Annotated in this window: 31 protein-coding genes; 4 read left to right on the top strand and 27 right to left on the bottom strand. The window is 68.7% G+C overall.

Annotation, left to right across the window (positions count from 1 at the left end):
• Positions 1–73: 73 nt before the first annotated feature.
• The 15 genes from H0X91_RS16850 to H0X91_RS16780 all read right to left on the bottom strand — a co-directional run bounded on the left by H0X91_RS16850 (position 74) and on the right by H0X91_RS16780 (position 12,562).
• Positions 74–1,201 (bottom strand): porin, encoded by a 1,128-nt coding sequence (locus tag H0X91_RS16850; RefSeq protein ID WP_043204954.1) that lies wholly within the window; start codon positions 1,199–1,201, stop codon positions 74–76.
• A gap of 282 nt (positions 1,202–1,483) precedes the next feature.
• Complete coding sequence (locus H0X91_RS16845) at positions 1,484–2,161, bottom strand: response regulator (RefSeq protein ID WP_196433153.1); 678 nt, start codon at positions 2,159–2,161, stop codon at positions 1,484–1,486.
• A 13-nt stretch (positions 2,162–2,174) separates the two neighbouring features.
• Entirely contained in the window at positions 2,175–3,542 is a 1,368-nt protein-coding gene (locus H0X91_RS16840; protein ID WP_196433152.1) for a sensor histidine kinase, read from the bottom strand.
• Positions 3,543–3,629: 87 nt separating this feature from the next.
• On the bottom strand, positions 3,630–4,478 hold the full coding sequence (locus H0X91_RS16835; RefSeq protein WP_006495404.1) for an ABC transporter permease: 849 nt from the start codon (positions 4,476–4,478) through the stop codon (positions 3,630–3,632).
• 58 nt (positions 4,479–4,536) lie between these two features.
• On the bottom strand, positions 4,537–5,334 hold the full coding sequence (locus tag H0X91_RS16830) for an ABC transporter ATP-binding protein (protein ID WP_006491292.1): 798 nt from the start codon (positions 5,332–5,334) through the stop codon (positions 4,537–4,539).
• Between the two features lie 110 nt (positions 5,335–5,444).
• The gene (locus H0X91_RS16825; protein WP_006491288.1) at positions 5,445–6,449 is read right to left on the bottom strand and encodes an ABC transporter substrate-binding protein; all 1,005 of its coding nucleotides are present in this window, start codon (positions 6,447–6,449) and stop codon (positions 5,445–5,447) included.
• A 184-nt stretch (positions 6,450–6,633) separates the two neighbouring features.
• The gene (gene fliR, locus H0X91_RS16820; RefSeq protein WP_006491278.1) at positions 6,634–7,416 is read right to left on the bottom strand and encodes a flagellar biosynthetic protein FliR; all 783 of its coding nucleotides are present in this window, start codon (positions 7,414–7,416) and stop codon (positions 6,634–6,636) included.
• A gap of 31 nt (positions 7,417–7,447) precedes the next feature.
• Complete coding sequence (gene fliQ / locus H0X91_RS16815; RefSeq protein WP_006491272.1) at positions 7,448–7,720, bottom strand: flagellar biosynthesis protein FliQ; 273 nt, start codon at positions 7,718–7,720, stop codon at positions 7,448–7,450.
• A gap of 19 nt (positions 7,721–7,739) precedes the next feature.
• Entirely contained in the window at positions 7,740–8,501 is a 762-nt protein-coding gene (gene fliP / locus H0X91_RS16810) for a flagellar type III secretion system pore protein FliP (RefSeq protein ID WP_006495403.1), read from the bottom strand.
• A 36-nt stretch (positions 8,502–8,537) separates the two neighbouring features.
• A complete protein-coding gene (fliO, locus tag H0X91_RS16805) occupies positions 8,538–9,113 on the bottom strand; it encodes a flagellar biosynthetic protein FliO (RefSeq protein WP_006495402.1) in 576 nt (191 codons plus the stop codon).
• Positions 9,110–9,598: a flagellar motor switch protein FliN gene (gene fliN, locus H0X91_RS16800; protein ID WP_006491286.1), complete on the bottom strand. Its 489-nt coding sequence runs from the start codon at positions 9,596–9,598 to the stop codon at positions 9,110–9,112. Before fliN ends, fliO begins: the two co-directional genes overlap by 4 nt.
• On the bottom strand, positions 9,591–10,589 hold the full coding sequence (gene fliM / locus H0X91_RS16795) for a flagellar motor switch protein FliM (RefSeq protein ID WP_006477232.1): 999 nt from the start codon (positions 10,587–10,589) through the stop codon (positions 9,591–9,593). The genes fliN and fliM overlap by 8 nt, the downstream gene beginning before the upstream one ends.
• Before the next feature lie 22 nt (positions 10,590–10,611).
• Positions 10,612–11,112, bottom strand: coding sequence for a flagellar basal body-associated protein FliL (fliL, locus tag H0X91_RS16790; RefSeq protein WP_006491281.1), 501 nt, complete (start codon positions 11,110–11,112; stop codon positions 10,612–10,614).
• A gap of 240 nt (positions 11,113–11,352) precedes the next feature.
• Positions 11,353–12,075, bottom strand: a complete 723-nt coding sequence (locus H0X91_RS16785) for an LrgB family protein (protein WP_062884215.1) — start codon at positions 12,073–12,075, stop codon at positions 11,353–11,355.
• Between the two features lie 13 nt (positions 12,076–12,088).
• Positions 12,089–12,562: a CidA/LrgA family protein gene (locus H0X91_RS16780; RefSeq protein ID WP_196433151.1), complete on the bottom strand. Its 474-nt coding sequence runs from the start codon at positions 12,560–12,562 to the stop codon at positions 12,089–12,091.
• Between the two features lie 141 nt (positions 12,563–12,703).
• Between H0X91_RS16780 and H0X91_RS16775 the strand changes: the two genes are divergently transcribed.
• The gene (locus H0X91_RS16775; RefSeq protein ID WP_006491270.1) at positions 12,704–13,630 is read left to right on the top strand and encodes a LysR family transcriptional regulator; all 927 of its coding nucleotides are present in this window, start codon (positions 12,704–12,706) and stop codon (positions 13,628–13,630) included.
• Positions 13,631–13,660: 30 nt separating this feature from the next.
• Here the strand turns inward: H0X91_RS16775 and H0X91_RS16770 are convergent, their stop codons facing one another.
• The 3 genes from H0X91_RS16770 to H0X91_RS16760 form a co-directional block, all read right to left on the bottom strand.
• Positions 13,661–13,912, bottom strand: a complete 252-nt coding sequence (locus H0X91_RS16770) for a type II toxin-antitoxin system Phd/YefM family antitoxin (protein ID WP_006495400.1) — start codon at positions 13,910–13,912, stop codon at positions 13,661–13,663.
• Between the two features lie 96 nt (positions 13,913–14,008).
• Positions 14,009–15,571, bottom strand: coding sequence for a DHA2 family efflux MFS transporter permease subunit (locus H0X91_RS16765; RefSeq protein WP_006491289.1), 1,563 nt, complete (start codon positions 15,569–15,571; stop codon positions 14,009–14,011).
• Positions 15,572–15,748: 177 nt separating this feature from the next.
• Positions 15,749–16,237 (bottom strand): MarR family winged helix-turn-helix transcriptional regulator, encoded by a 489-nt coding sequence (locus tag H0X91_RS16760; RefSeq protein WP_006491271.1) that lies wholly within the window; start codon positions 16,235–16,237, stop codon positions 15,749–15,751.
• Positions 16,238–16,411: 174 nt separating this feature from the next.
• On the opposite strand from H0X91_RS16760, the gene H0X91_RS16755 reads away from it, so the two are divergent.
• Both H0X91_RS16755 and H0X91_RS16750 read left to right on the top strand, forming a co-directional pair.
• Complete coding sequence (locus tag H0X91_RS16755) at positions 16,412–16,696, top strand: multidrug ABC transporter ATPase (RefSeq protein WP_077176516.1); 285 nt, start codon at positions 16,412–16,414, stop codon at positions 16,694–16,696.
• Positions 16,697–16,980: 284 nt separating this feature from the next.
• A complete protein-coding gene (locus H0X91_RS16750) occupies positions 16,981–18,546 on the top strand; it encodes an efflux transporter outer membrane subunit (RefSeq protein ID WP_196433150.1) in 1,566 nt (521 codons plus the stop codon).
• 25 nt (positions 18,547–18,571) lie between these two features.
• Here H0X91_RS16750 and H0X91_RS16745 read toward each other — a convergent pair whose 3' ends face one another.
• Genes H0X91_RS16745 through gspG form a run of 8 tightly spaced genes read right to left on the bottom strand, consistent with a single transcriptional unit; the run spans position 18,572 to position 24,556 of the window.
• Entirely contained in the window at positions 18,572–19,360 is a 789-nt protein-coding gene (locus tag H0X91_RS16745; RefSeq protein WP_006491283.1) for a type II secretion system protein N, read from the bottom strand.
• A gap of 36 nt (positions 19,361–19,396) precedes the next feature.
• Positions 19,397–19,903: a type II secretion system protein GspM gene (gene gspM, locus H0X91_RS16740; RefSeq protein ID WP_062884744.1), complete on the bottom strand. Its 507-nt coding sequence runs from the start codon at positions 19,901–19,903 to the stop codon at positions 19,397–19,399.
• Positions 19,900–21,273, bottom strand: a complete 1,374-nt coding sequence (gspL, locus tag H0X91_RS16735; protein WP_020979342.1) for a type II secretion system protein GspL — start codon at positions 21,271–21,273, stop codon at positions 19,900–19,902. Before gspL ends, gspM begins: the two co-directional genes overlap by 4 nt.
• Positions 21,274–21,299: 26 nt before the next feature.
• A complete protein-coding gene (gene gspK, locus H0X91_RS16730) occupies positions 21,300–22,409 on the bottom strand; it encodes a type II secretion system minor pseudopilin GspK (protein WP_060213158.1) in 1,110 nt (369 codons plus the stop codon).
• A gap of 2 nt (positions 22,410–22,411) precedes the next feature.
• Entirely contained in the window at positions 22,412–23,113 is a 702-nt protein-coding gene (locus H0X91_RS16725; RefSeq protein ID WP_102898891.1) for a PulJ/GspJ family protein, read from the bottom strand.
• A complete protein-coding gene (gspI, locus tag H0X91_RS16720; protein WP_058902309.1) occupies positions 23,091–23,492 on the bottom strand; it encodes a type II secretion system minor pseudopilin GspI in 402 nt (133 codons plus the stop codon). The genes H0X91_RS16725 and gspI overlap by 23 nt, the downstream gene beginning before the upstream one ends.
• Positions 23,493–23,494: 2 nt before the next feature.
• On the bottom strand, positions 23,495–24,064 hold the full coding sequence (locus H0X91_RS16715) for a GspH/FimT family pseudopilin (protein ID WP_006491630.1): 570 nt from the start codon (positions 24,062–24,064) through the stop codon (positions 23,495–23,497).
• A 39-nt stretch (positions 24,065–24,103) separates the two neighbouring features.
• A complete protein-coding gene (gene gspG, locus H0X91_RS16710) occupies positions 24,104–24,556 on the bottom strand; it encodes a type II secretion system major pseudopilin GspG (RefSeq protein ID WP_012492990.1) in 453 nt (150 codons plus the stop codon).
• A gap of 175 nt (positions 24,557–24,731) precedes the next feature.
• Here gspG and H0X91_RS16705 point away from each other — a divergent pair, with 175 nt between their 5' ends.
• Positions 24,732–25,142 carry a type II secretion system protein N gene (locus H0X91_RS16705; RefSeq protein ID WP_006496338.1) on the top strand — a complete coding sequence of 137 codons (411 nt, stop codon included), beginning with the start codon at positions 24,732–24,734 and terminating at the stop codon, positions 25,140–25,142.
• A gap of 31 nt (positions 25,143–25,173) precedes the next feature.
• On the opposite strand, the gene gspF is transcribed toward H0X91_RS16705, so the two are convergent.
• Complete coding sequence (gene gspF, locus H0X91_RS16700; protein WP_060213113.1) at positions 25,174–26,391, bottom strand: type II secretion system inner membrane protein GspF; 1,218 nt, start codon at positions 26,389–26,391, stop codon at positions 25,174–25,176.
• Positions 26,392–26,393 lie beyond the last annotated feature (2 nt).

Here is a 26,393-nt window from a genome sequence, read left to right as displayed (position 1 = left end):
GTGCCCGCATGGAGAATCCCGGAAGAAGGGTGCGGCAGGGCCCGGCGGGCCCCGCCCGGATGACCGCCTCGGGTCAGAAGCGCGTGCGGATGCCCGACGTCAGTTCGAGCTGGTTCTTCGCGCCGAACGTCGACGACACCGTGTAGCCGCCGTGCAGCTTCATGTAGTCGCCGGCCAGGTACACCTCGGTGCGCTTGCTCAGGTGATAGAACACCGACCCGTAGATCGTCTCCTTGAAACCGTTGGCGACGCCGTTGGTCAGGCTGAACGCGCCGAGGTTGGCGTTCGGCGTGAAGCCGTCCGCGTTGTTCGCGGCGTTCTTGATGCGCATCTGCTGGTAGCCGAGCTCGTAGTCGAGCGCGCCCTTCGGCGCGATCTTCATCGACACCGTCCACGAATCGTCGTGGCGCTGGCCGAGCGGGCCCTGGTCGCCGTTGTAGCGGAAGTAGCCGGCATTCAGGCGCACGATGTCGAACGTGTAGTTGCCGCCGACCGAGAACGTCTGGTTCCGGAAGCCGTTGTGGTTCACGTGGTTGTAGAAGCCCGACACGGCGAACGGCCCGCCGTTGTAGCCGAGCGCGGCCTGGTACGCGGAGCCGGTCGCGAACGACGTCGAGTTGCTGAACTGGTAGCCGGCGCTCGCGAAGATGCCGTTGCTGAACAGCTTCTTCCACGCGACGCCGTTGTTGTAGCGCGTGCCGGTCGGGCCGGCCGCGTAGAAGATCATCTGCTTGAAGTTGTTCGAGTTGGTCCAGCCGCCTTCCTCGGTCGACAGCTTCGCGGAGCCGTACGCGTCGCCGTAGATCGTCGCCGCATCGCGCGCGATCGTGTTCTGGAAGCCGGCCGTCAGCTTGCCGAAGCGCTCGTCCTCGACGCCGACCCACGCGTCACGGTCGAAGATCTGGCCTTCGTCTTCCATCTGGCCGTTCGCGACCACGAATTCGCTTTCCAGGCGGAAGATGATCTTCGTGCCGCCGCCGATGTCTTCGGCGCCTTTCAGGCCCCAGCGGCTGCCGCTGAACCACGGTTCGCCTTCGTTGCCCATCCCGATCACGTGCTTGCCGTTCGCATCGGCATGGGTCCGGTAGGTCGGAAAGCTCAGGTCCATCAGGCCGTAGAGCTGCACGCTCGACTGCGCATGCGCGTGGCCGGCGCACAGGCCCGCCGCCGCGATGGAAAGGGCAAGGGTTTTTCGTTTCAAGATCGTCTCCTCCGAGCTGCCGCATTGAAATCCGGTCGTTGGCAGTACGTAATGTATGCCGACTCTTGCCGGCCACAGCGAGCGGGCCGACGCATAGCATCGTAGAGGGGGCAATCCTTCACGGCGCTTTCCCGGCGGAAAGAATCGGATCGGTGAAAACACCGAACGCGCAGCCATCACGGATCGGGCACGCGAGCGGAAGCGGTTCTGCCGGACGTCGGGCAGGCTTCGACGATGATTCGCGCTACGAATTGATGTGCGGAAGGCGGGAAGCGCGCCGCGTCAATCGTGCGCGCTCTTCATGCGCAGGATGTAGCCGAGCCCGCGCAGCGTGATGATCTCGGCCGTGCTGCCGGCGAGATGCTTGCGCAGCCGGTGGATGTAGATGTCGATCGCGTCGGCGCTGGGCTCGTCGTCGAGCGCGAACACGCTGTCCATCAGTCGCGCCTTCGACACCGTCTTGTTCTGCTGCAACATCAGCGTTTCGAGGATCGCGTGCTCGCGGCGGCGCAGCGCGAGCACCGCGTCGCCATAGCGGAATTCGCGCGTGCCGAACGCATAGACGAGGTCGCCGCACACGAGCTGGGTCGTGCCGACGCCGGCCTGCCGGCGGATCAGCGCACGGATGCGCGCCACCAGCTCGCGCGACTCGAACGGCTTCACGACGTAATCGTCGGCGCCCGCGCCGAAGCAGTCGACCTTGTCGTCGACCGAGCCGTGCGCGGTCAGCATCAGCACCGGCACGTTGTCATTGCGGCGCCGCAGCCGTGCGAGCACTTCCTTGCCGCTGATGCCGGGCAGGCGCATGTCGAGCAGCACCGCGTCGTAGCGTTCGGTCTTGAGCACCGTGTCGGCCCGTTCGCCGTCGCCGACGCAGTCGACCGCGAAATCCTCGCCGCGCAGCAGGTTCACGATCCAGTGCGCGAGCTCGGCGTTGTCTTCGACCAGCAAAAGTTTCATGACGGCGTTCTCTTCAATCGAAAGCGGGCAACCGCACGGTCACGACGACACCGCGATTGCCGGGCCCCGGCGCGAGCGACACGCTGCCGCCGTGCGCCTGCGCAATTTCGCGGACGATCGCGAGCCCGAGGCCCGAGCCGTCGGTGTCGGCCGACACGCGGTAGAACCGCTTGAATACGTGCGGTCGCGCTTCGGCCGGGATGCCGGGGCCGTCGTCGACCACGTCGAGCACGATCGCCTCGCCGTCGCGCCGCGCGCAGACCGTCACGCAGCCGCCCGGCTGGGTGTAGCGCACCGCGTTGTCGACGAGGTTCATCACCAGCGCGGTGAGCAGGCTGTCGCTGCCCGCGACGTCGAGCCGCTCGCCGAGATCCGCGCCGAGGTCGATGTCGCGCCGCTGCGCGAGCACGATCGTCTCCTCCAGCACGCTCGACACCACCGCGGCCAGGTCGACGCGCTGGGTCAGGAGCGTCGACGGCGTCGCTTCCGCGTGCGCGAGCAGCAGCAGCTTGTCGGTCACGTCGGCCATCTTGCGGCTGCTGCGCTGCATGCTGTCGAGCACCGACGCGAGTTCACGATCGTCGTTGCCGCGCTGCTGCGCGTACTGGATCTGCGTGTCGAGCACCGCGATCGGCGTGCGCAGCTGGTGCGCGGCATCCGCGATGAAGCGGCGCTGCGTGGCCGTGTGCGTGTTCAGGCGCGCGATGCACTGGTTGATCGCGTCGACGATCGGCCGCAGTTCGTATTGCAGCCGCTCCGGGCGGATCGGCTCGAGTTCCATCGGCCCGCGGTCGGCCACGTCGTCCTTCAGCTTCATCAGCGGGCGCAGCTCGAAGGTGAGGCCGAGATAGACGAGCACCACCGCGAGCACCAGCATCAGCGACAGGCGCACGAGCTGCGGCCGCCAGATCGTCGCGACCATCGCGCCGTACGAACGCGTCGTTTTCGCGACGACCACGGTGACCGTCTCGACCTGCCCCTCGTCGTACAGCTGGCGGTCGTAGGCCACCGCGCGCAGCGGCACGCCGTCGAGCGACGTGTCGTACAGCGTCGGCTCGATGCCGTGCTGCGCGGGCAGGTCGAGCGCCGGATTGCCGGCGAGCAGGCGGTCGTGGCCGTCGATCACCTTGTAGAACACCGAGTCGCCCGACGGCGATTCGAAGATCTCCAGCGCGGCAGGCGGCACATCGGCCGCCGGCCGGCCGTTGCGCCATTCGACGTCCTCGCCGATCGTGCGCGCGGACGCGACGAGCGCGCTGTCCTGCACGAGCGCGGCCGTGGTCCGCGCGGTGTCGTACGACATCGCGCCGGCGATCAGCACGAACACCGCGAGCGGCAGCAGCAGCCACCACAGCAGTCGTCCGCGCAGGCTGTGCGCCATCCTGTTGCGCTCCTTCCCGGAAATGCCGAACCGCGCCGGGGTCGCCGGCGCGGTCGGGGTGTCATGTCAAGCGCCGGCGGGCGGCGTTCAGAACGCCGCGGGGCGCCACTTCAGCAGCCGCTTCTCGATCCGCGTCAGCAGGTAGTCGGCGGCCAGCGCGACCACGGCCAGCACGATCATCGCCGCGAACACGCCGCTCGCGTTGAACGCGCCCTGGGCGGTGGAGATTAACAGCCCGATCCCTTGCTTGGAACCCAGGAATTCGCCGACCACCGCACCGACCAGCGCGAAGCCGAAGCTCACGTGCAGGCTCGCGAGAATCCAGGAGAGCGCGGACGGGATCACGACCGACGTGGTGATCTGCCGGCGCGACGCGCCGAGGATCTGCGCGTTCGCGATCAGGTAGCGATCCGCTTCGCGCACGCCCTGGAACGCGTTGCCGAACACGACGAAGAACACCATCACGACGGCCAGCGCGATCTTCGACGCCATCCCGAGGCCGAGCGCGATCACGAACACCGAGCCGAGCACGACGCGCGGAATCGAGTTTGCGATCTGGATGTACAGGCCGAACACGTCGGCCATCAGCTTGTTGCGGCCGAGCACGATCCCGCAGATCACGCCGGCCACCGAGCCGATCAGGAAGCCGATCGTGGTTTCCTCGAGCGTGACCCACACCTGCGTGAGCAGCGGACCCTGCGACGTGCCGTTCACGAACCAGTCCTGGATCTGCGCGAAGATCAGCGACGGCATCGAGAAGAAGAACGGATCGATCCATTTCAGCCGGGCGGCGAGTTCCCACCCGCCCAGCACGATCACGAGTACGGCGATCCGCAGCGTGACGATCAGCGTGCGCCGGCGGCGCAGCCGGCGTTGCGCGGCGCGCTCGTCGTCCTCGAGCGTGGTCGCCGGAAGGGCGGTGGTGGGAAGCGTCATGTCGGTCATGCTCCTGTCCTTGCTGTTTCTTGCCGGTGCTTGTCGTGCGGCGTATGCGTCAGCCGATCTGCACTTCTTCGCGCAGGTCGTGCCAGATGTCCTTGGAAATTTCGATGAAGCGTGCGTCGTAGCGCACTTCCGACATGACGCGCGGGCGCGGCAGGTCGATTTCATACACGCGCTTGAGCGTCGCGGGGCGGGCGGTCAGCACGAACACGCGGTCGGCGAGCGCGATCGCTTCCTCGAGATCGTGCGTGACGAACACGACCGACCCCTTGTTCGCGGACCACAGCTGCAGCAGCTCGTCCTGCATCAGCGTGCGGGTCTGCATGTCGAGCGCGGAGAACGGCTCGTCCATCAGCAGGATCTCCGGCTGGTTGATGAAGGTCTGCGCGAGCGCGACGCGCTTTCTCATCCCGCCGGAGAGCTGGTGCGGGTAGTGTTTGGTGAACTTGTCGAGGCCGACCTTGCGGATCCACTCCTCGGCCTGCGCGTACGCGACGTCCTTCGAGCGGCCGCGAAACAGCGGGCCGGCCGCGACGTTGTCGATCACGTTGCGCCACGGGAACACGGCGTCGGCCTGGAACACGAAGCCGATGCGCGGGTCGATCCCGTCGACCGGGCGGCCCATCACGCGGACTTCGCCCGACACGGGCTTGAGCAGCCCGGTGATCAGGTTCAGCGTGGTCGACTTGCCGCAGCCGGTCGGGCCGACGATCGCGATGAATTCGCCGCGCGCGACGCTCATGCTGAAGTCGCGCAACGCGACGGTGGCCTTGCCTTCCGGCGAAATGAAGCGGCACGACACATTGCGAAACTCGATCGCCGGTGTGCTCGGGGAGACTGCCTGATTCATCGCATTGATCCTGCGGGTGAGGAGGGCGTCGCAGTGGCGGCGCCGGGCCGGTCAACCGGGCCGGAACGGGGAACGCGCGGCGGCGGGATCGCCGCCGCCGGCGTCGCGGCTTACTTTGCGTTCACGAAATCGTTCGTATAGGTGCGCGCCAGGTCGATGTGCTTGCCCTTCACCGACGGATTGAACGCCGACAGCACCTTCAGCACGGTCGCCGGACCGTCGGCCGGCATCTTGCCGTCGGCCGTGTACATCGGCAGCGACGCCTTCAGCGCGGCCACGTACAGCGCCTTGTCCTTCTGGTAGTCGGCCGGCATCTTCGCGGCGATTTCCTCGGCGCTGTGCGTGTGGATGAACTGCATCGTCTTCGCGAACGCGTGCGCGAGCTTGGTCGCCTCCGCCTTGTGCGCATCGGCCCACGCCGACTGCACGTACAGGCTCGCGGCCGGGTAGGTGCCGCCGAGCGCGGCGCGCGTGCCGTCCAGCGTGCGCAGGTCGACCAGCACCTTCGCGTCGCCCATCTTCTCGAGCGCGGACACCGTCGGCTCGGTCGTCATCCCGGCGTCGATGCGGCCCTGCTTGATCGCGGCGATGAAGCTCGCGTCGGCGCCGACCGGCAGCATCGTGTACTGCGTCGACGGCACGCCGTGCTGCAGCGCAAGGTATTGGGTGAGGAAGCTCGTCGACGAGCCGAGGCCCGTCACGCCGAGCGTCTTGCCCTTCGCGTCGGCCATCGACTTGAAGGTCGGCGCGGCCTTGGTCGAGACCATCTCGACTTCGCCCGGCACCTGGCCGAACACGGCGATCGCCTTCACGTCCTTGCCCTTGCTCTGCAGGTCGATGGTGTGATCGTAGAAGCCGACGACGCCTTGCACGGCGCCCGCGAGCAGCTCGTTCTCGGCGTCGACGCCGGCCGGCTGCGACAGCAGTTCGACGTCGAGCCCTTCGGCCTTGAAGTTGCCGAGCTCCTGCGTGAGCCGCGCGGGCAGGTAGATCAGCTTCGCGATCCCGCCGACCATGATCGTGATCTTGCCGCCGTCGTCGGCGAACGCGGGATGAGCGGCGAGCGCGCAGCTCAGGCTGGCTGCAACGGCGAGGGTGCGCAGGATGGGTCGCATCGGGGTCGTCTCCTTCGTTGTATTCGTATGGCGCGATGCTTGCTGCATCGTCATCACGAGTATAGGGAGGCGAAACCTTCCGCAACCTTTCGCGGGTCGGCGGTTCGTTTAGGGGTTTTCCAGCAACGGGGGCGGAATGGGGGCGACCGGCGCCGAAGCGGGTCGACAGGGGACCGCGGGGCGTCTAGCGCCAGCCGAGCAACACCCGCCCCATCGCATCGAGCCCCATGTCGAACAGGTGCGACACGAACGGCACCAGGTTCGGCACCATCAGTTGCACGAGCAACAGCCCGACGAGCATCGTCACCGGAAAGCCGACCTGGAACACGCCGATCTGCGGCGCCGCGCGGTTCAGGATGCCGAGCGCGAGGTTCGCGATCAGCAGCGCCGCGACCACCGGCAGCGCGAGCAGCAGCCCCATCTCGAACACGACCGCGCCGAAGGTGGCGAGCGTGCGCCAGCCCGGCGCGTGCAGCAGGTCGCCCGACACCGGCAGCGACTGGAACGACGCGGCGAGCGCCGCGAACATCTGCAGGTGGCCGTCCACCGCGAGGAACGCGAGCATCGCGACCGCGTTCAGGAAACGGCCCATCACGGGTGTCGCGCCGCTCGTGTGCGGATCGAAGAAGGTCGCGAAGCCGAGGCCCATCGACAGCCCGATGAAGTCGCCGGCCGCCTCGACGGCCGCGAACACGAGCTGCATCGTGAAGCCCATCGCGACGCCGATCAGGAATTGCGTGACGAGGATCCAGATGCCCGGCGCGGAGAACACGGTGACGTCCGGCATCGCGCCGAGCGTCGGCGCGACGACCAGCGCCATGAACGCGGCCAGGCCGATCTTCACGCGCACCGGCACTGCCGCGTGGCCGACGACGGGCGCCGTCGCGACGAGCGCGAGCATCCGCACGAACGGCCACAGGAACGCCGTGAGCCAGCCGTTGAGCTGCGCGTAGGTAACCGAGAACATCGTCGCGGAACGGGGCTGCCGGGCGCGCGGCTCAGCCGACGCCGAGCGTCGCGACGTGCAGCAGCGTCTGCCGCAGGTAGTCGAGCATCGTCGTCAGCATCCACGGGCCGGCGATCACGAGCGTCGCGGCGACCGCGAGCAGCTTCGGGATGAACGACAACGTCGCTTCGTTGATCTGCGTCGCGGCCTGGAACAGGCTCACGACGAGGCCGACCGCGAGCGCGACCAGCAGCAGCGGGGCCGCGAGCAGCAGGCCGACCATCATCGCCTGGTGCGCGAGCGTCATCACTTGTTCGGGCGTCATCGCGTGATTCCTCCGCGGCTTACGTGAAGCTCTGCGCAAGCGAGCCGATCAGCAGCTGCCAGCCGTCGACCAGCACGAACAGCATCAGCTTGAACGGCAGCGACACGGTGGACGGCGACACCATCATCATCCCCATCGACATCAGCACGCTCGCGACGACCATGTCGATGATCAGGAACGGGATGAACACCGTGAAGCCGATCTGGAAACCGGTCTTCAGCTCGCTCGTGACGAACGCGGGCACCAGCAGCGACAGCGGCACGTCGTCGGGGCCCTGCATCGGCGCGGCCTTCGAGATCTTCGCGAACAGCGCGAGGTCGGTCTCGCGGGTCTGCTTCAGCATGAAGGTCTTGAACGGCGCGACGCCGCGCTGCACGGCCTGCTCCATCGGCATCGAGCCGTCGGAGAACGGCTTGTAGCCGTCGTTGTACGCGCGGTCGAGCACCGGCGACATCACGAAGAAGGTGAGGAACATCGCGAGGCCGACGAGCACCTGGTTCGGCGGCGTCGTCGCGGTGCCGAGCGCCTGGCGCAGCAGCGACAGCACGATGATGATGCGCGTGAAGCTCGTCATCATCAGCAGCATCGCCGGCAGGAACGACAGCATCGTGAGCAGCAGCATCGTCTGCACGCTCAGCGAATAGGTGGTGCCGCCGTGCGGCCCCGGGCTCGCGTTGAACGCGGGCAGGCCGCTCGCCTGCGCATACGCGAGCGCAGGGGCGAGACAGAGGATCAGCACGGGCGCGACGCGCGCCGCGCGACGCAGGAATGCGTGTTTCATCGGAATGCGGAGACTGGAAGAGGGCGCGGCGCCATGTCAACGGTCCTTGCCACGCCCGAGGCGTTTCGCGGCTTCGCCCGCGAGCGCGTCGCGAAACCGCGAGCCGAACGTGCCGGGCAGGCCGGCGTCGGGCGCATGGCCGCCGGCGGACGCGTCGGCCGGAGCCGACCCCGCGGTCGCGGTGGTGGCCATCGAACCGGCCGGCAGCGTATGCAGCAATCGCACGTTGCCCGGCGCGACGCCGAGCACGAGCCAGGTGTCGCCGATCTCGACGATCGTCGCGCTTTCCTTCGCGCCGAGCCCGACGCTCGACACGACCTTCAGCGGGCCGCCGCGCCGCGCGGGCTGGAAGCCGAAGCGGCGCGCGAGCCACGCGCACGCGAACACGAGGCCGATCACGACCGCGAGCCCGACGAGCGTCTGCAGCACCGCGCCGATGCCGAGCGACGGCGCGGCCGAGCCGACCGTCACGCTCGACGCGATCGAACCGGGGTGGTTCACCGCGTTCATGTCCGCGGCGCCGGCCGGCGCGCACACGAGCGACGCGACGACGGCAAGCACCGTCGCCGCCATCGCGCGGCACACACGCTGGCCGGGCTTGACGACGTTCATCGATTCAGCTTCCGGATACGTTCGGCCGGCGTGATGATGTCGGTGAGGCGAATGCCGAACTTGTCGTTGACCACCACGACTTCGCCCTGCGCGATCAGGCAGCCGTTCACGAGCACGTCCATCGGCTCGCCGGCCATGCCGTCGAGCTCGACGACCGACCCCTGCGCGAGCTGCAGCAGGTTGCGGATCGCGATCTTCGTGCGGCCGAGCTCCACGGTCATCTTGACCGGGATGTCGAGGATCATCTCGATGTCGTTGTGCGTCGAGCTCGCCGCGGCCTTCGACAGCGGCTGGAACACGCCGGCGCCCGTCGCCCCGGCCGCCACCGGCTGCTGGTTCTGCTCGGCGAGCGCGGCCGCCCAGTCGTCCATGCCCGGATCCTCGTCGGCCGCGGCCGGCGCCTGCGCGTCGGCGGCCGACGCCGCGAGCGCTGCATCGGCCATCGCCTGCATGTCGTCGTCGGGCGTCTGGTTCAGCTCACTCATATCCACCTTCCTTCATCGAATCGCTCGCGCCGATCATCTTCTGCACGCGCAACGCATATTGACCATTGAAAATTCCGTAGCCGCATTCCATCACCGGCACGCCGTCGACCTTCGCGGTGATCGTGTCCTCGATCTCAAGCGGCAGCACGTCGCCCGCGCGCAGGTTCAGGATCTTCTCGAACGTCGACGAGATCTCGGCGAGATTCGCGGTCAGCTCGACCTCGGCGGCCTGCACCTGCTGCGACAGCACGCGCACCCAGCGGCGGTCGACTTCGAGCGCCTCGCCCTGGATCGGCGAGCTGAGCACGTCGCGGATCGGCTCGATCATCGAGTACGGCATGCAGATGTGCAGCGTGCCGCCCGTCGGCCCGAACTCGATCGAGAACTGCGTGACGATCACGATCTCGTTCGGCGTCGCGACGTTCGCGAACTGCGTGTGCATCTCCGAGCGCACGAATTCGAACTGCAGCGGCCGCACGCTCTTCCACGCGGTCGTGTAGTGCTCGAACACGAGGTTCAGCAGCTTGCCGATGATTCGCTGCTCGGTGGCCGTGAAGTCGCGGCCTTCGACGCGCGTGTGGAAGCGCCCGTCGCCGCCGAACAGGTTGTCGACGACGAAGAACACGAGGTTCGGGTCGAACACGAACAGCGACGTGCCGCGCAGCGGTTTCACGTGCACCAGGTTCAGGTTGGTCGGGATCGGCAGGTTGCGGGTGAATTCGCTGTACTTCTGCACCTTCACCTGGCTGACGGAGATTTCCGCCGTACGCCGCATGAAGTTGAAGATGCCGATCCGCAACAGGCGCGCGAAGCGGTCGTTGATGATCTCGAGGCCGGGCATCCGGCCGCGGACGATTCGCTCCTGCGTCGCGATGTTGTAGGGGCGGACGCCCGATGTGTCGCGCTGCTCGTCGACTGCATCGGTTTCGCCCGTGACGCCCTTGAGGAGGGCATCGACCTCCTCCTGGGACATGAACTCCTGGTGACCCATACGCGCTCCTTTCGCGGCCGCGTTACTGGACGACGAACTCGGTGAACAGGACGTCGTCGACCTTCGCGCGCTGGTTGCCCGGCTGCGTCGGCTGCTCGATCAGCTCCCGCAGCTCCGTCGCGAGCGAACGTTTGCCGTCCGGCGTCGCAAGCTCCTCGGGATGCTTGTTCGACAGCGCGAGCAGGATCCGGCTGCGGATTTCCGGCATCCGCGCAGTCAGTTGCTCCTGCGCCTTCGGGTCGGTGAGTTTCAGCGACAGGCCGACGCGCAGGTAGTGCTGCGCGCCGTCGTCGGACTGCAGGTTCACGGTCAGCGGGTCGAGCGGGAAGAACACCGGCGCGGCCAGCGGCGCCGGCTCGGCGGGCGCGCTCGCGTGGCCGACGCCTGCCTTGCCCAGGAACACGTACATGCCGCCGGCGGCGGCGGCAGCCGCGCCCAGCGCGATGACGGCGATGAGCGCGATGCGCTTGAACTTGCCGGACGAAGCCGGCTTGTCGGCGGTCGGGTTTGCGGTCGTGGCCATGTGAATGCGTGCGTGATGTCTCGTAGCATGCATTGTTCGGCATCCGGGCCGAGGCCGATGGGCGGAAAAGAGGGGGGAATTGCGGCTATCTCAGCCGATTGTCGGCCGGCGCGGCTCGATGCAGGGCAGGAACGGCGGGGAAACGATCCCCGGGGAGGAGCGGAGTGCGGCCGGCGGGAACAGACCGTCAGGCGAGGAACGCGGCAGGGCGGCGAGCGGCGCCCGCCCGCGCATCCGTCGTCAGATCGGCAGCAGCGTGAGCAGCGGCGCGATCAGCACCATCGCGACGCCCGCGATCATCATCGTCAGGCTCGACACGACGCCTTCCTCGTTGCCGATCTCGCGCGCCTTCGCGGTGCCCACGCCGTGGGCGGCCGCGCCGAACAGCGCGCCGCGCGCGAGCCGCGTGCGCATCGGCACGAGCGCCAGCACGAGTTCGCCGAGCAGCATCCCGCAGATGCCGGTCGCGATCACGAACAGGGCCGTGAGGTCCTTCGGCGCATGGATCTTGTCGGACACGGCGAGCGCGAACGGCGTCGACACCGAGCGCGTCATCAGCGAGCGCTGCAGCTCGGGCGACAGGTGCAGCAGCTTCGCGAGCAGCAGCGACCCGCATACGCCCGCCGCGATCCCGACCGCGACGCCGACCGACAGCGACAGCCAGTGGCGACGGATCAGGTCGCGATAGTCGTAGATCGGCACCGCGAACGCGATCGTCGCCGGGCCGAGCAGCCACATCAGCCAGCGCGTGTCGCGGAAATAGACCGAATACGGGATGCCGGTCAGCAGCACGAGCAGCACCAGCACGCCCGGCACGAACACGAGCGGCGAGAACAGCAGCGTCTTCTTGTACGCATAGAGCCGCTTCGACGCGAAATACAGCACGACGGTCAGCACGAAGCAGCCGACGGAGATCGCGGTATTCACCCGGTCGGCGGGCAGGTTCGATAGCGCGGCGAGCATGAACGGCTCCGGCTCAGTGCGCGATGGCGCTCAGGCGCGCGCGGCGGCGTTCCGCGAACACGCGCTGCGCGGCGAGCCGGCGTTCGAGCTTCGCGGCGAGATCGACCGCGACGGCCACCGCGACCATCACGAACGCGGTGCCGGCGAGCATCACCAGCGCGATGCGCCAGCCGTCCTCGCGGAACAGCCCGCCGTACTGCACGGCCGCGACGGCGGCCGGCACGAAGAACAGCAGCATGTCGGACAGCAGCCAGTTCGCGCCGTCCTTCACCCACGCCGGCGCGACGCGACCCGAGAACAGCAGCACGAGCAGCACCGCGAGGCCGATCACGCCGGACGGAATCGGCAGCCCGACCTTGCGCACGGCCCAGTCGACCGTCATCCACAGCACGCCGAGCGCGGCGGCCTGCAGCACGATCCGGCCCGTGTGCGCGAGGCTGCCCGAAGCAGCGGGGCGGGCGGCGGCAGTGGCGGTCGGCTTGTTCATGGCGGGCTCCATACAGATGTTTCTGTCAATGGAGCAAGTATAGGGTTTCCCCTAACCATAAATAAAATGACTTGTCTCTATCCTTGTCATTCCAATTCGGAATTCGCTTGCATTCAGCCGCACCAATCTGGGGAGTGATCGATGGAATTGCGCGCACTGCGGTACTTCGTCGAGGTGGTTCGTCAGCAGAGCTTCACCGCGGCGGCCGACAAGCTGTTCGTCACGCAGCCGACCATCAGCAAGATGGTGAAGGCGCTGGAAGACGAGATCGGTTCGCCGCTGCTGCTGCGCGACGGCCGGCAGATGGTGCTGACCGACGCCGGGCGGATCGTGTTCCAGCGCGGCCAGGACGTGCTGGCCGCGCAGGCGCAGCTGCAATCGGAGCTGAACGATCTCGGCACGCTCGGACGCGGCGAGCTGACGATCGGCATTCCGCCGCTCGGCGGTTCGCTGTTCACGCCGATCATCGCCGCGTACAAGCAGCGCTACCCGAACATCGAGCTGAAGCTGTTCGAGCAGGGCGCGCGGATGATCGAGGCCGCGCTGACGTCGGGCGAGCTGGAGCTCGGCGGGCTGCTGGAGCCGGTCGATCCCGGCACGTTCGAGCGGCTGCCGATGGTGCGCGCGCCGCTGTGGCTCGTCGCGCCGCGCGAGTCGCGCTGGGAGGACCACGCGGCCGTGCCGCTCGCGGATCTCGCGCGCGAATCGTTCGTGTTCTATGCGGAAAGCCTCGCGCTGCACGACGCGGTGCTCGATGCGTGCCGGCAGGCCGGCTTCACGCCGTCGATCGTGAGCCGCAGCGGTCACTGGGATTTCATGGCCGCGCTCGTGCATGCGGGCGTCGGCATCGCGCTGCTGCCCGAGCCGTATTGCCGGCGGCTCGACGCGGGGCAGTTCACGTGCCGGCCGATCGTCGAGCCGGAAATCACGTGGGCGATCGCGCTCGGCTGGCTGAAGAAGGGCTATCTGTCGCACGCGGCGCGCGCCTGGCTCGACGTCGCGCGGGCGACGCTGCCGCTCGCGCCGGCCGACGATCTCGCGTTCGGGGGCTTGCGGGCGCGGGAATGAGGCAAGGACGAGACGTTCGGCACGCTGATTTCATTCAGTGCCGTCGAATCTGTTTCGAATCGTGTCGGCGTGCAACGCATCGAAATCCTCGGGGACCCGAATCTGCCCCTTCATGAATCCGACCCGCGATACCGGAGCAAGCGTCGGTGCCGAGGCAATCGGCACGACTTTGACCAGCGGCTTGCCGTCGTTCTCGATGACGAACGGTTCACCAGAACGAATTGCGTCATCGATCAAAAGCGACAGGTTCCTTGTCGCATCACGTAGGTCATAAGTCGGCATTTCACTGTTCCGCGAGTCCGGGTCGGCCAGCTTAGCTCTTTATCTATGTGGCGGACGCCGCATGGGCGGCGTGCCGGGAACCCGAACGCGACCGCCTCAATGCCCCATCGCCGGCCCCGCGCCCTTCTTGGGCTTCGTGATCCACACGAGCGCCGCGAGCGCGATGAACACGCCCGCCGACAGATGGAAGAAGTCGTTGGTCGCCATCATGAAGCCCTGCTGCGTGACGAGCTGGTTGAGTTGCGCATTGGCCGTCTGCCCGACGATGCCGAGCTGCGCGAGCGCGCCCTGGTAGTCGGTCGTGTTCTGCGCGTAGACGCTCACCGATTCCGACAGCCGCGCATGATGGTAGATCGCGTCGTTCTCCCAGAACGTCGAGCTGGCCGCGGTGCCGATCGCGCCGGACAGCGTGCGCAGGAAGTTCGACAGCCCCGACGCGCTCGCGAGCCGCTCGTCGGAGATGCTCGACAGCGTGATCGTCGTCATCGGCACGAAGAAGCACGCGACGCCGATGCCCTGCACGAGCCGCGGCAGGATCACGTGGTTGAACGGCACGTCGAGCGTAAACGTCGCGTTCCACAGCGACACGCCCGCGAACACGATGAACGCGAAGCTCGCGACCATCCGCAGGTCGAGCCGGTGCATGTTGCGGCCGATCAGCGGCGACAGCACCAGCGCGAGCAGCCCGACCGGCGCGGTCGCGAGGCCAGCCTTGCCGGCCGTGTAGCCCATCACCGTTTGCAGCCACAGCGGGAAGATCACGACCGAGCCGAAGAACGCCATGAAGCCGAACGAGATGATCAGCGCGCCGAGCGCGAAATTGCGGTCCTTGAACAGCGACAGGTCGACCACCGGCTCCTTCTCGGTCGCCTCCCACACGAGCATGAACGCGAGCGACACGACGGCGATCAGCGCGAGCGCGACGATGAACGACGAGTTGAACCAGTCGCGGTCCTTGCCGAGGTCGAGCATCATCTGCAGGCACGACACGCCGATCACGAGCAGCGCGAGGCCGATCGCGTCGATCCGCTGCTTCGACGTCTTCGTTTCGCGGCCGCGCAGCAGGAAGTACGCGCAGGTCGCCGAGAACACGCCGATCGGCAGGTTGATGTAGAAGATCCACGGCCACGTGTAGTTGTCGCTGATCCAGCCGCCCAGCAACGGGCCGAAGATCGGCGCGACAATCACCGTCATCGCCCATAGCCCGAGCGCGAGCCCGCGTTTCGCGGGCGGGTAGCTGCGCATCAGGATCGTCTGCGACAGCGGCACCATCGGCCCCGACACGAGGCCTTGCAGCAGCCGGAACGCGATCAGCGTCTCGAAGTTGGTCGCGAGGCCGCACAGCGCCGACGCGATCGTGAACGCGAGCACCGACAGCGTGAAGAGGCGCACCTCGCCGACCCGGCGCGCGAGCCAGCCGGTGAGCGGCACCGCGATCGCGGACGCGACCGAGTACGACGAAATCACCCACGTGCCTTCGCTCGTCGCGACGCCGAGGCTACCCGAGATGGTCGGCACCGCGACGTTCGCGATCGACGTGTCGAGCACTTCCATGAAGGTGCCGAGCGCGAGCCCGACGGTCAGCAGCGCGAGTGCGCCGCCGGTCAGCGGTGCGGGTTCGGCGGCGGGGGAGGGGGCGGATGCCGTGGTGGCGGACATCGGAATCTCCTAGACGCGGCGCGCGCGACGCGCCGGCACAACGCACGGGCGCGCGACGCAGCGCGGCCCGGCCGGGTGGAATGAAAAAGGGAAAAAGCGGAGCGCGTGCCTCGTCATCTTCTGCCCAGACAGAGAAATAAGCGAATGCTTAACCTAGACATGAGGGCTCCGCGCACATCAGCAGTCGGGTTCGTCGGGCTTCGGGCAACCGGTCGAGCCTGGCCCGTTGGCGATGAAACGCTGCAGCAGGCCGGTGAGCGTCGCCAGTTCGTCGGCCGAGAAGCCTTCCAGTTGCGCGTTGAGCGCGGTCGCGACCAGCGACGGCAGCGCGCGGGCGGCTTCGAGGCCGCGCTCGGTCAGCGTCAGCTCGATCATCCGGCGGTCCTGCTCGCTGCGCGCGCGTGCGATCAGCCCCTTGCGTTCGAGCCGGTCGAGCATGCGCGTCATCGAGCCGCTGTCGTACGACATCTTGCGGGACAGTTCGAACGGCGTGCGCGCGTAGCCGCGCGACAGCAGCAGGATCACGCCGATCTGCTGCGCGGTGAGGTCGAGCGGCTCGAGCGCGCGATCCATCCGCTCGACGAGCGCCTGCTTCGCCTTCGACAGGTAATAGCCGAGGCTCGTTTCCAGCGCGATGTTCTCGGGATCGTAGAGGCCGCCGGTCATACGATTGCGCGCGCAGCAATAGTGCGTTTCGGGTTAAAACGCGCCCAGTATCTTGAAAAATGATTGCTTAGTCAATATTATTTGAGTCAACCAGTTACGACGTGCATGTTGCACTGCCGGAGACTATGTTCTGACCGATTGGCCCGCGCTGCCGGGCACCCGAGGATGTTCGCGATGCTGTTCCTGAAAAATGCCGCCGGCGCGCTGCGCCGCAACCTGACCGATACCGCTCATCATGTGTTCTCCGGGCCGCACCGCGGCTGGAAGATCGCGCTGTACGTGACGATGCTGGTCGTGCCTGGCGGCTCGCTCGCGGCGCTCGGGTTCGCATGGTTCGATCATCGCCGGCAGCGCAACGCGAAGGGCGGCGCCCGCCGTACGAGCCAGCCGGCCGCGACGGAGCCGTCGACATGGCGGGCCGCCGCCGAACCCGTCCCGGTGCCCGTGCGCTGCCACTGACGCTGCGCTGCTCCCGCCGCTCTCCGCACGATCCCGCCTGATCGCCGGCCGCGTCACGCGCGGCCGGTGTCGTACGCCCGTTCGTACGCCCGTTTTCCCGCAAGCCGGCCGTAATGGCCGGTAAACCGGCCGGCCGCGCCGGTAACACATTCGGGCTGTCGCCCACCGTACCCTTAGGGCTGCGCAGCTTTCCCGCCGTCAGTTACCATTTGTCCGCCAGCGGCATGACGACCGCATCGCGCGGCGCCGCTCGCCGGCCGTCACGCCCAGACAGGAAAACCACCATGCCGTACGCCCCCCTCCCGCGCGCCGTTCGCCCGCTGAGCGCCGCCGTCGCCATCGCGACGGCCGTGCTGCTCGCCGGCTGCGCCGTCGGGCCCGACTATCACCGGCCCGACACGTCGATCCCCGCCGCCTTCAAGGAAGCGCCGGCCGGCTGGAAAGTCGCGCAGCCCGCCGATCGCGCCGACCGCGGCCCGTGGTGGACGGTCTACAACGATCCGCAGCTCGATGCGCTGATCGGCAAGCTCAACGCGTCGAACCAGACCATCGCGCAATCGGCGGCCGCCTACCGGCAGGCGCGCGCGCTCGTCACCGAGGCGCGCGCCGCGTATTTCCCGACCGTCGGGCTGACCGCATCGGGCTCGCGCGCGCGGACGCCGCGCACGTCGCTGTCGTCGGGTTCGTCGTCGAATTTCGGCAGCGGGTCGACCGGGTCGATCAACAACAGCTACAGCGTCGGCCTCGACGCCAGCTGGGAACCCGACCTGTGGGGCAAGGTGAGCCGCACCGTCAGCGCGCAGCGCGCCGGCGAAGCGGCCGCCGCGGCCGATCTCGCGAACGCGCGGCTGTCGCAGCAGGCGCTGCTCGCGCAGACCTACTTCCAGTTGCGCACGTCCGATGCGCTGCAGAAGCTGCTCGACGACACCGTGCAGTCGTACCAACGGTCGCTGCAGCTCACGCAGAACCAGTACGCGCAGGGCGTCGCCGCGCGCGCCGACGTGATCCAGGCGCAGACGCAGCTGCAGAGCGCGCAGGCCGCGCAGATCGACAACGGCGTCGCCCGCGCGCAATACGAGCATGCGATCGCGACGCTGATCGGCGAGCCGGCGTCGACCTTCTCGCTGCCGCCGAACCCGCTCGCGGCCGAGCCGCCGATCACGCCGGTCGACGTGCCGTCCGCGATCCTCGAGCGCCGGCCCGACATCGCGGCGGCCGAGCGCCGCGCCGCGGCCGCGAACGAGCAGATCGGCGTCGCGATCGCCGCGTTCTTCCCGACGCTCACGCTGTCGGCCACCGGCGGCTTCCAGAGCTCGGTGTGGTCGCAGCTGTTCACGCTGCCGGCGCGCTTCTGGACGGTCGGCCCGCAGCTCGCGGCCACGCTGTTCGACGCGGGTCTGCGCGCCGCGCAGACCGATGCGGCGCGCGCGACCTACGACCAGGACGTCGCCGCCTATCGGCTCGCGGTGCTCACCGCGTTCCAGGACGTCGAGGACAACCTCGCGTCGCAGCGCATCCTCGCGCAGGAAATCGACGTGCAGCGACAGGCCGTCGACAGCGCCGAGCACGCGCTCGCGATCGTCACGAACCAGTACAAGGCCGGCACGGTCGCGTACCTGAACGTGCTGACCGCGCAGACCACCGCGTTCACCGCGCAGCAGAAGCTCGCGACGATCGCCGGGCAGCGGATGGTGTCGTCGGTCGGGCTCGTGAAGGCGCTCGGCGGCGGCTGGAACGTATCGGAGATGGCGCGCGAGAACGGCGACATGGCGGCGCCTGTGCCGGCGTCCGGTGCGGCCGTGCCCGCGGCCACCGCACCGTCGGTCGCCGCGCCGCTCGCGCAGAAGTAGAAAGGGAAGCGGGCGACGCGCGCGTTCAGCGCTGCGCGTCGCCGAAGATCAACGACACCTGGTTGTTGCCGATCGGGTGGCCGAGCAGGTTCAGCAGCCCGGCGAGGTTCGCCTGCTGCTCGGGCGCCGCGTGCGCGGTGCCGCGGAACGAACCCTGGCCGGGGCCGAAGCTGCCGTGCCCGTCGAGGAACAGCGGGCCCTGCGTCGTCGACAGGTCGAGATCGGCGCCCGCGCCCTTCGCCTGCAATACCGCACGGTACGAACCGAGCGGCTTCACGCGCGACACGCGCGAACTCATCGAATCGATCGTCACCGTCAGCTGGCCGAACGCGTTGTTGCCGATCAGCCGCCAGTCGCTCCAGCCGAGCCGCACGTCGCCCTGCAGGTCGAGCGTGTTGAACGGCGTGCCGAGCCCCGTGAGCAGCGACGCAGGCACGGCCATCGTGCCCGCCGACAGCACCGCGCCGCGCCACGTCGCATCGAGCGTGACCGCGTCGGGCATCGCTTCCGTCTGCCGCATGCGCATCTGCACGCGCCCGGTCAGCAGCGGCCAGAAGCGCGTGGTCCATTCGACCCGGCCCGGCAGCAGCGTCGCCGCGCTCTGGTCCGCGCCCGGCGCGAGCATCAGCGTGCCCGAGCCGTGCCACAGCGACCCGTCCGGATCGACGAGATTCACGTGGCCGCCGGTCGCCCGCGCGAACTGCGGCGCGATCCACGCGGCCGGCGCGAGCGCGACGAGCGTCACCGCCGTCGCCAGGCCGCCTGCCAGCACCCACGGCAACACGGCGACGAGCCGTCTCACCCACGGCCGCATCGGCCGGCCTTCGTTCGCGTCATCCACTGCCGTCATCTATTTCTGGACGGAAGGTTGCATCACGGCCGTCAGGTCCACCTGGCCGTCATCCTTCAGCGCCGTCGCATGCGCCTCGCCGACCTGCACCTTGAACTGCCGGCGCGCATCGTCGAGCCACTGCGTCCATGCCGGGAACGACACGTTCTTCATCTGGATCTGCACGCCGTTGCCGACGATCTGCACCTGCGCGCCCTGCAGCCCGTGATCGGACAGCGACGCGGTCAGCGCATCCTTCAGCGCGAGGCCGGTCGGCGCGACGCCTTGCGCGGCGGCGGCCAGCGACTTCGCCTCGTTCGCCTGCGCGGTCATCTGCGCGAGTTCGTGACGCATCGTCGGCAGCTCGCGCTGGATCCGCGCACGGCCTTCCTGCGCGGGCGACCACAGCACCGAATACGCGATCGCGACCGCCAGCACGGCGCCGCCCCAGCCGAGCAGCGTCTTCTCGCGCGGCGTGCGCTCGCCCCAGAACTGGGCCAGCGTCTGGTTCAGTTGTTCGGTTTTCATGAGCGGCTCCGGATCGTCCATTTGCCCGTGTTGCTGTCGACTTCGCCGGACAGTCCGTTACGCGCGAGGCGCTGCGTGAAATCGGGATCGACCTTGACCTCCGGCTTGAAGCCGACGTCGAGCCGCCGGTCGTGATAGTCGAGCGACGCGATGCCGTTCAGCGGCAGCGCGCCCATCGAACGCGACAAACCGCTCGACAACGCGAGGAAATCGTTCGGCGACAGCTCGCCGGCCGCGAGCCGAAGCTGGTCGAGCTGGCGCTGCATCTGCGCGGGCGGATCGAGCACGGTGGTCGTCTTCGGGAACGCGGACAAGAGCGTCTCGGTGATCTGCGCGGACAGCGCGTCGCGCTCACGCGACAGCTTCCACCAGTGCAGGTTCATCCCGATCACCGCGACGCCGAGCGTCGCCGCGGCCAGCGCGATCGGCACGCGCAGGCGCTTCACCGTCGCGCGGTCGAAGCGCCACGGCTGCGACTCGAACTCGAACTGGCACAGATCGAATGGCTCGGTCAGCGCCCGGCGCGCGAACGTGTCGAACGACAGCGGCGCAGCGCCCGGCAGCAGCGGCGCGTCGGTGCGGCCGACCGACGCGAGCCGCGGCTCCGCGCCCGGCTCGCCGAGTTCGTACAGTTCGACGTCGCCGCCGCCCGCGAGCGCGGCCAGCGTGCCGGCCGCGCGCGATGCGGGCGCCGCGAAGCCTTCGCCGAGCGCGCCGCGCGCGACCGCCAGCTCGAGGCGCGGCGCACTGGCAGCCGCCGGCAGCGCGCCGGCTTCGACGAGCACCGGTTCGACCGCCGTCGCGAGCCCGAGCACCGCGGCGACGGTCGCCGGGCGGGCAGGCGGCTCGGTGACGTCCGCGACGAGCGCGGCGGCGTCGGTCGCCTCGCCGTCGGCCGGCACGGCGGAGGCCGCGTGGGCCGACGCGCGCGGCGCCGGCAGGCAGCGGGTCGCGGGGACCGCGCTCAGGTGCCGGTGACCGGCCGCGGTGAACGCGTCGCAGATCGTGCGGAACCACGCGCGATCGACGACGGCCAGCACGCGGCGCCCGTCGGGCAGCGCGGCCGGATCGAGCGCGATGTGGCAGCCGAGCGGGTCCTGGATCAGCTGATCCTCGACGATGTTGGGCAGCGCCTGGCGCAGCTTCGGCCCCTTCAGCGGCGGCACGGTCGCGGCCAGCAGCAGCACGTCGCGCGCGGCGACGATCAGCACCGTCGCGTTCGCGCGCGGCAGCAGCGCGAGCGCGGCGCGGCCCGCGCGCTGCACCTGGCCGGCCTTGTCGACGAGCGTGAACGGCAGCTCGGGCCACTGCCATTCCTGCAACGGCACGGCAGGCTCGCGCGGCGGCAAAGAAACAATCAACGTGCTCACAAGAGCTCCTCTCCCGATTGGCGTCGTTATAGCTGGTCGCGGATGCGCACGACCCGCGTCGAGTGCGTGGTCGGATCACGATACACGAGCGAGGTGCGGTCGACCTCCGCGCGTTCGTGCTGGATCCGGCCATGCACGATGAAATAGCTCGAATTGACGTCGACGAGGCTCGAGTCGATCGTCACGTTCGGCGGCGCGCCGGCGCCGCGCAGCGCGAGCTGCACGTCGCCGACGTTCCGGAAAAACACCGTCTCGCGGCGCGACACGAGCGCCTGCGCGGACGACACGCTCATCCCCGGTATCAGCGCCGCGATCACTTCGGCCGGCGCGGTGTTCATGTTCACGGGCGTGGTAGTCGGCAGCACGGTGACGAACGGGCGCAGCCGCGCGACCATCTCGGGCGTCACGCCGTCGACGTCGAGCAGGCTGTCGACGCGCGTCATCATCAGCGGCGCGGGCCCGCGGTCGCCGCCGGCCATCCCGGGATCGTCGGTGAAGCCGCTGCCCTGCATGTCGCCGCTCGTCACCGGCGCGGTCGCGGCGTTCGCCGCGGTGCCGCCGCCGCCGGGCAGGTTCGGCATCTGGAACCGCGTGGCCGAATGCAGCAGGCCCGCGCGCACCTGCAGCGCGATGCGCTTCGCGAACGCGCTGTCGTAGCCAAGCGTCGTCAGCAGGCGCTGGAACGCCTGCATCTGCGTGACGTTCAGTTGCAGCACGCCGGGCGCCGGCGACGACACGAGGTTGCGCAGGTTGAACTTCGCCTGCGCGTCCTCGATCGAGCCGGACAGGTAAGTGTCTTCGGCGTCGGTGTCGTTGGGCGCGCCGATGCGGCCGAGGAAATCCGACAGCTTGGTCTTCGCGATCGGCACGCCCCAGATCCCGCCGAGATACGTGATGCCGGGCGCCGTATCGCCTTCGGAGCGCAGGATCATCCGGGTCCAGTCGAGCGCGCCGCGCGCGACCCACTGCGCCTGCGCGATCACGCGCTGGTTCTCGATCCGGCGGATCTGCACCTGCTGGCGCCACAGCATCCCCGACACGAGGATCGCCGACAGCGCGACCACGAGCAGCGCGGTGATGATCGCGGCGCCGCGCTGGCGGCGGGCAGGCATTCGGTGGAGTGGGCGCGCACGCATCGTCATTCCCCGACGAGGAAGATGCGCGTGACCGGCACGCGCAGCGACGTCGCGCCGATGCTGACCTGCAGCCCGGTCACCGCGCGCGCCGGCGGCGCGTTGCCGATCTGCGGCACCTTGAGCGCGTCGTTGTTCTGCGCGAGCGCTTCGTCGGCCGTCTGCAGGTTGGTGGTCCAGCCCACGCGCGGCACATACAGCTTCGCGTCGATCGCGCCGACGCCGCCCATCAGCGCGACCCAGCTCCAGCCTTCGACGCTGCTGTCCTTCAGCATGGTGCGCAGCCGGTTCGTGTCGTCGATCGGCGGCGACGCATAGCGCACGACGCGCCCGCCGGCGATCCGGTAGCGGACCACCTGCAGCCGCGGCGCGACGCCCGGCACGTCGAGTTCGCGCACGATCTGCAGCGTATTGCCGGCGACGCCGATCGCCGGCTGGCCGGCTTCGTCGTCGGTCGCGGCGAGCCGCGCGTCGATGCGCATCTGGTCGAACATCTGCGCGAACACGCGCTCGTCTTCCATCGCGGCCGCGACCTTGTCGCGACCGCGCATGATCTGGTCGAGCCCGCGCCACGCGAGGATCGCGACCACCGCGAGGATCGCGATCGCGATCATCAGCTCGATCAGCGTGAAGCCGCGGGTGGCGAGGCGCGCCGGGCGGGCGGACGGGCGGCGCATCGGCGCGTCAGAGTGGACGGCTGGTTTCATTCGCGACCACCGTCACCATCTGCGCGAGCACGCCGGCGCGGCCAGGCATGCTCACCGAAATCCGCACGCGCCGGAACACCGGATTCGGCGTGGTGCTCACACGCTGCGTGCAGACCAGCTGCACGTTGCCTTGCGAGCAGTCGAAACTCTGCTCGCCGACTTCCGGCCACGCATGCGTGAGCCGCAGCTGCGCGAGCGCGTTGTCGGCGCTCCAGCCGGCGAGCAGCCGGCGATGCAGGTCGGACGCATTGGTCGCCATCGTGCCGACCGCACGGATCGACGCGGCGAGCGCGACCGCGATGATCGCGAGCGCGACCAGCACCTCGATCATCGTGAAGCCGCGGGATGAAGAAACGGAGAAGGGCAGGCGACGACGCATCGTCATTGCACCTCGTAGCGGCCGTTGCCGGTGCCGACGATCGTCGCGCTGCCGGCGGCCGAATGCAGCGTCACGCGCACGGGCGTGTCGATGCTCTCGGTGCCGAACACGACTCGGCTCGCGCGCGTATCCGACCCCGGGTAATCGATGTCCGCGCCGGTGACGCCGCCATCCCAGTCGCGCGGGCGCAGCAGGTCGTCGCGCAGCGTGCGCCAGCCGTCGGGCGAGCTCACGTCGAACTGGAAGCCGTGCGCGGTCGGCTGCCATGCGATCGGCCGCGCGCGCACCTGCGCTTCGTCGCCGGCCGTCTCGAACAGCAGCGCGATGCGCTGCGCTTCCTCGCGCAGGTCGGTGCGCGGATTGCGCGTCAGCGACAGCGACGCGAGCGACACCAGCAGCCCCGCGATCACGAGCACGACCAGCATTTCGAGCAGCGTGAAACCGCGCGCGCGACGCCGCGCCGCGCGGTGCTTCATCGAGCCGCCATCGGCACCTGCCGGTGCGGACGGCACCGCACCGCGACGCACACGGCAATCGCGGCCGCAGCGGGAGGTCGTGCGAATGGCGAGCATGAAGAACGGGAATGAAGCGTCGGGGCGATCAGCGCCGGCTTATTGCCACGAGCCGATGTCGGAGTCGTTGCTTTCGCCGCCTTCCTTGCCGTCGGCGCCGTAGCTGAACACGTCGATCTCGCCGTGCACGCCCGGGTTCAGGTACTTGTACCCGTTGCCCCACGGATCGTTCGGCAGGCGCTCGAGATAGCCGCCGTCCTTCCAGTTGTTCGGGATCGGATCATTGGTCGGCTTCTGGATCAGCGCGTTCAGGCCCTGCTCCTGGGTCGGATAGCGGCCGTTGTCGAGACGATACAGCTTGAGCGCCTGCATGATCGTGCCGATGTCCTGCTTCGCGGCGATGCGGCGCGCCTCGTCCGGGCGGCTCATGATCTTCGGCACGATCAGCGCCGCCAGGATCCCGAGGATCGCGACCACCACCATGATCTCGATCAGCGTGAAACCGCGCTGACGACGCACGGCCGCGTTGCGGCGAGTGATCCACGTTTGCATGACTGACTACCTCTTTCCAAAAAATGTCGTCGATTGAGTGACGCACCCGGCGCACCGGACGATTGCCTGACGGCAACCTTCCGGACCGGCGGGCGCGGAGCACGCATTGTAAGGCGCGCATCGCCGAGGGCTTTCACTCAACGCAAATTTCACATACATCCGTACAATAGCGCGCATGAACGCGCTCTCGATCCGGATCCTTTCCCTCGCCCTCTTCGCGGGTTTGTGCGCGACGGCCACCTACTGGGTCGTCACGCTGTCGGCCCGCGAAGCGCCGCTGCCCGCCGCCGCCGCGCGGCTGCCGATCCGCACCGAGGACGCCGCGGCGCTCTTCGGCGGCCAGCTCGACAAGAATCCCGTCCAGGACATCCACCTGTTCGGCATTCTCGCGCTCGACCACGGCGGCGCCGCGATCGTCGGCGTCGGCGGCGAACCGCCGCGCGCCGTGTCGCTCGGCGCGGACGTCACGTCCGGCGCGAAGCTCGCCGAAGTCCGCCCGCGCTCGATCATCATCGACCGCAACGGCGCCCGCGCCGAAATCCAGCTCCCGGCGAACACGCCGTCCCCCGCGATCTACATGCGCTGAACGATGGCGGCCCGGCAAACGGGCCGCAGCGTCACTGCACCATGTTGTTCAGCTCGATGATCGGCAGCATCACGGCCAGCACGATCACGAGCACGATGCCGCCCATCGCGAGGATCAGCAGCGGCTCCAGCAGGCTCGTCAGGAACATCGTGCGGCGCTCCAGCTCGCGCGCTTCGCCTTCGGCCGCGCGGTCCAGCATCGTCGTCACGTCGCCCGTCGCTTCGCCCGACCGGATCAAGTGCACCAGCACCGGCGGAAACGTCTTCACGTTGTTCAGCGCGCGCGACAGCGCGGAGCCTTCGCGCACGCGCACGATCGCATCGTCGATGTTCGCGCGCATCGCGCGGTTCGACAGCGTCTCGCCGGCCGCCTGCAGCGCGCGCAGGATCGGCACGCCGGCCGCGGTGAGGATGCCGAGCGTGCTCGCGAAGCGCACCGTGTTGTAGCCGCGCACGAGCTTGCCCGCGAGCGGCGCGGTCAGCACCCAGCGATCGAACGCGAGCCGGGGCCCCGCGCGCGACAGCGTCGCCTTCACGAACCACACGGCGAGCGCGACCGCGATCAGGATCGCCCACCACCAGTGCCGCACGAACTCCGACAGCGCCATCATCACGACCGTGAGGATCGGCAGCTGCTGCTTCGTGCTCGCGAACACGTTGACGACCTGCGGCACGACGTAGCTCAGCAGGAACGTGACGATGCCGAACGCAATCAGCGTGACGATGCCCGGATACGTGAACGCCAGCAGGATCTTCTGCTTGAGCGCATTGCTCTGCTCGATGTAGTCGGCGAGGCGCGACAGCACGATGCCGAGCTTGCCGGTGTGCTCGCCCGCCGCGACCAGCGCGCGGTAGATTTCCGGAAAATCGCGTGGATGCTGGCCCAGCGCATTCGCGAGCGAATGGCCGCCGAGCACTTCGGCGCGGATCGCGGCCATCAGTTCGCGAATGTAGTCGCGCTCGGCCTGCTCGGTCAGCACGCCGAGCGCCTCGTCGAGCGGCAGCCCGGCGATCAGCAGGCTCGCGAGCTGGCGCGTGAGGATCGCCTGTTCGCGCTGCGACAGCTTGCGGCCGAACGCGAGCCGCTGCGAACGCGCGCCGCGCGTCGCGCTCGCGGCCGGCTCGACGACGAGCGGCGTGAGTCCCTGCGTGCGCAGCTGGCCGCGCGCGGCACGCGCGCTGTCGGCATCGATCACGCCTTTCTGCGCGCGTCCCGCCGCATCGATCGCTTCGAAACGGAATGCCGGCATCG

The sequence above is a fragment of the Burkholderia sp. 9777_1386 genome, assembly GCF_015712265.1.
Taxonomy (GTDB): Bacteria; Pseudomonadota; Gammaproteobacteria; order Burkholderiales; family Burkholderiaceae; genus Burkholderia; species Burkholderia cenocepacia.
The sequence above is the reverse complement of the archived record's forward strand: the minus strand, read 5'-3'. Positions and strand labels throughout refer to the sequence as shown.

Excerpts from the sequence above, each read along its gene's own strand:
- fliL (WP_006491281.1), bottom strand. The coding sequence starts at position 11,112 with ATGGCCACGACCGCAAACCCGACCGCCGACAAGCCGGCTTCGTCCGGC.
- H0X91_RS16770 (WP_006495400.1), bottom strand. The coding sequence starts at position 13,912 with ATGCCGACTTATGACCTACGTGATGCGACAAGGAACCTGTCGCTTTTG.
- H0X91_RS16715 (WP_006491630.1), bottom strand. The coding sequence starts at position 24,064 with ATGCTCGCCATTCGCACGACCTCCCGCTGCGGCCGCGATTGCCGTGTG.
- fliN (WP_006491286.1), bottom strand. The coding sequence starts at position 9,598 with ATGAGTGAGCTGAACCAGACGCCCGACGACGACATGCAGGCGATGGCC.
- gspM (WP_062884744.1), bottom strand. The coding sequence starts at position 19,903 with ATGAAAACCGAACAACTGAACCAGACGCTGGCCCAGTTCTGGGGCGAG.
- H0X91_RS16825 (WP_006491288.1), bottom strand. The coding sequence starts at position 6,449 with ATGCGACCCATCCTGCGCACCCTCGCCGTTGCAGCCAGCCTGAGCTGC.
- H0X91_RS16765 (WP_006491289.1), bottom strand. The coding sequence starts at position 15,571 with ATGTCCGCCACCACGGCATCCGCCCCCTCCCCCGCCGCCGAACCCGCA.
- fliP (WP_006495403.1), bottom strand. The coding sequence starts at position 8,501 with ATGAAACACGCATTCCTGCGTCGCGCGGCGCGCGTCGCGCCCGTGCTG.
- fliR (WP_006491278.1), bottom strand. The coding sequence starts at position 7,416 with ATGTTCTCGGTTACCTACGCGCAGCTCAACGGCTGGCTCACGGCGTTC.
- fliQ (WP_006491272.1), bottom strand. The coding sequence starts at position 7,720 with ATGACGCCCGAACAAGTGATGACGCTCGCGCACCAGGCGATGATGGTC.
- H0X91_RS16705 (WP_006496338.1), top strand. The coding sequence starts at position 24,732 with ATGAACGCGCTCTCGATCCGGATCCTTTCCCTCGCCCTCTTCGCGGGT.
- gspI (WP_058902309.1), bottom strand. The coding sequence starts at position 23,492 with ATGCGTCGTCGCCTGCCCTTCTCCGTTTCTTCATCCCGCGGCTTCACG.
- H0X91_RS16745 (WP_006491283.1), bottom strand. The coding sequence starts at position 19,360 with ATGCGGCCGTGGGTGAGACGGCTCGTCGCCGTGTTGCCGTGGGTGCTG.
- gspK (WP_060213158.1), bottom strand. The coding sequence starts at position 22,409 with ATGCGTGCGCGCCCACTCCACCGAATGCCTGCCCGCCGCCAGCGCGGC.
- H0X91_RS16780 (WP_196433151.1), bottom strand. The coding sequence starts at position 12,562 with ATGAACAAGCCGACCGCCACTGCCGCCGCCCGCCCCGCTGCTTCGGGC.
- H0X91_RS16830 (WP_006491292.1), bottom strand. The coding sequence starts at position 5,334 with ATGAATCAGGCAGTCTCCCCGAGCACACCGGCGATCGAGTTTCGCAAT.
- H0X91_RS16845 (WP_196433153.1), bottom strand. The coding sequence starts at position 2,161 with ATGAAACTTTTGCTGGTCGAAGACAACGCCGAGCTCGCGCACTGGATC.
- gspG (WP_012492990.1), bottom strand. The coding sequence starts at position 24,556 with ATGCAAACGTGGATCACTCGCCGCAACGCGGCCGTGCGTCGTCAGCGC.
- H0X91_RS16835 (WP_006495404.1), bottom strand. The coding sequence starts at position 4,478 with ATGACGCTTCCCACCACCGCCCTTCCGGCGACCACGCTCGAGGACGAC.
- H0X91_RS16760 (WP_006491271.1), bottom strand. The coding sequence starts at position 16,237 with ATGACCGGCGGCCTCTACGATCCCGAGAACATCGCGCTGGAAACGAGC.
- H0X91_RS16725 (WP_102898891.1), bottom strand. The coding sequence starts at position 23,113 with ATGAAACCAGCCGTCCACTCTGACGCGCCGATGCGCCGCCCGTCCGCC.
- gspF (WP_060213113.1), bottom strand. The coding sequence starts at position 26,391 with ATGCCGGCATTCCGTTTCGAAGCGATCGATGCGGCGGGACGCGCGCAG.
- fliM (WP_006477232.1), bottom strand. The coding sequence starts at position 10,589 with ATGGGTCACCAGGAGTTCATGTCCCAGGAGGAGGTCGATGCCCTCCTC.
- H0X91_RS16840 (WP_196433152.1), bottom strand. The coding sequence starts at position 3,542 with ATGGCGCACAGCCTGCGCGGACGACTGCTGTGGTGGCTGCTGCTGCCG.
- H0X91_RS16755 (WP_077176516.1), top strand. The coding sequence starts at position 16,412 with ATGCTGTTCCTGAAAAATGCCGCCGGCGCGCTGCGCCGCAACCTGACC.
- H0X91_RS16775 (WP_006491270.1), top strand. The coding sequence starts at position 12,704 with ATGGAATTGCGCGCACTGCGGTACTTCGTCGAGGTGGTTCGTCAGCAG.
- H0X91_RS16750 (WP_196433150.1), top strand. The coding sequence starts at position 16,981 with ATGCCGTACGCCCCCCTCCCGCGCGCCGTTCGCCCGCTGAGCGCCGCC.
- fliO (WP_006495402.1), bottom strand. The coding sequence starts at position 9,113 with ATGAACGTCGTCAAGCCCGGCCAGCGTGTGTGCCGCGCGATGGCGGCG.
- H0X91_RS16785 (WP_062884215.1), bottom strand. The coding sequence starts at position 12,075 with ATGCTCGCCGCGCTATCGAACCTGCCCGCCGACCGGGTGAATACCGCG.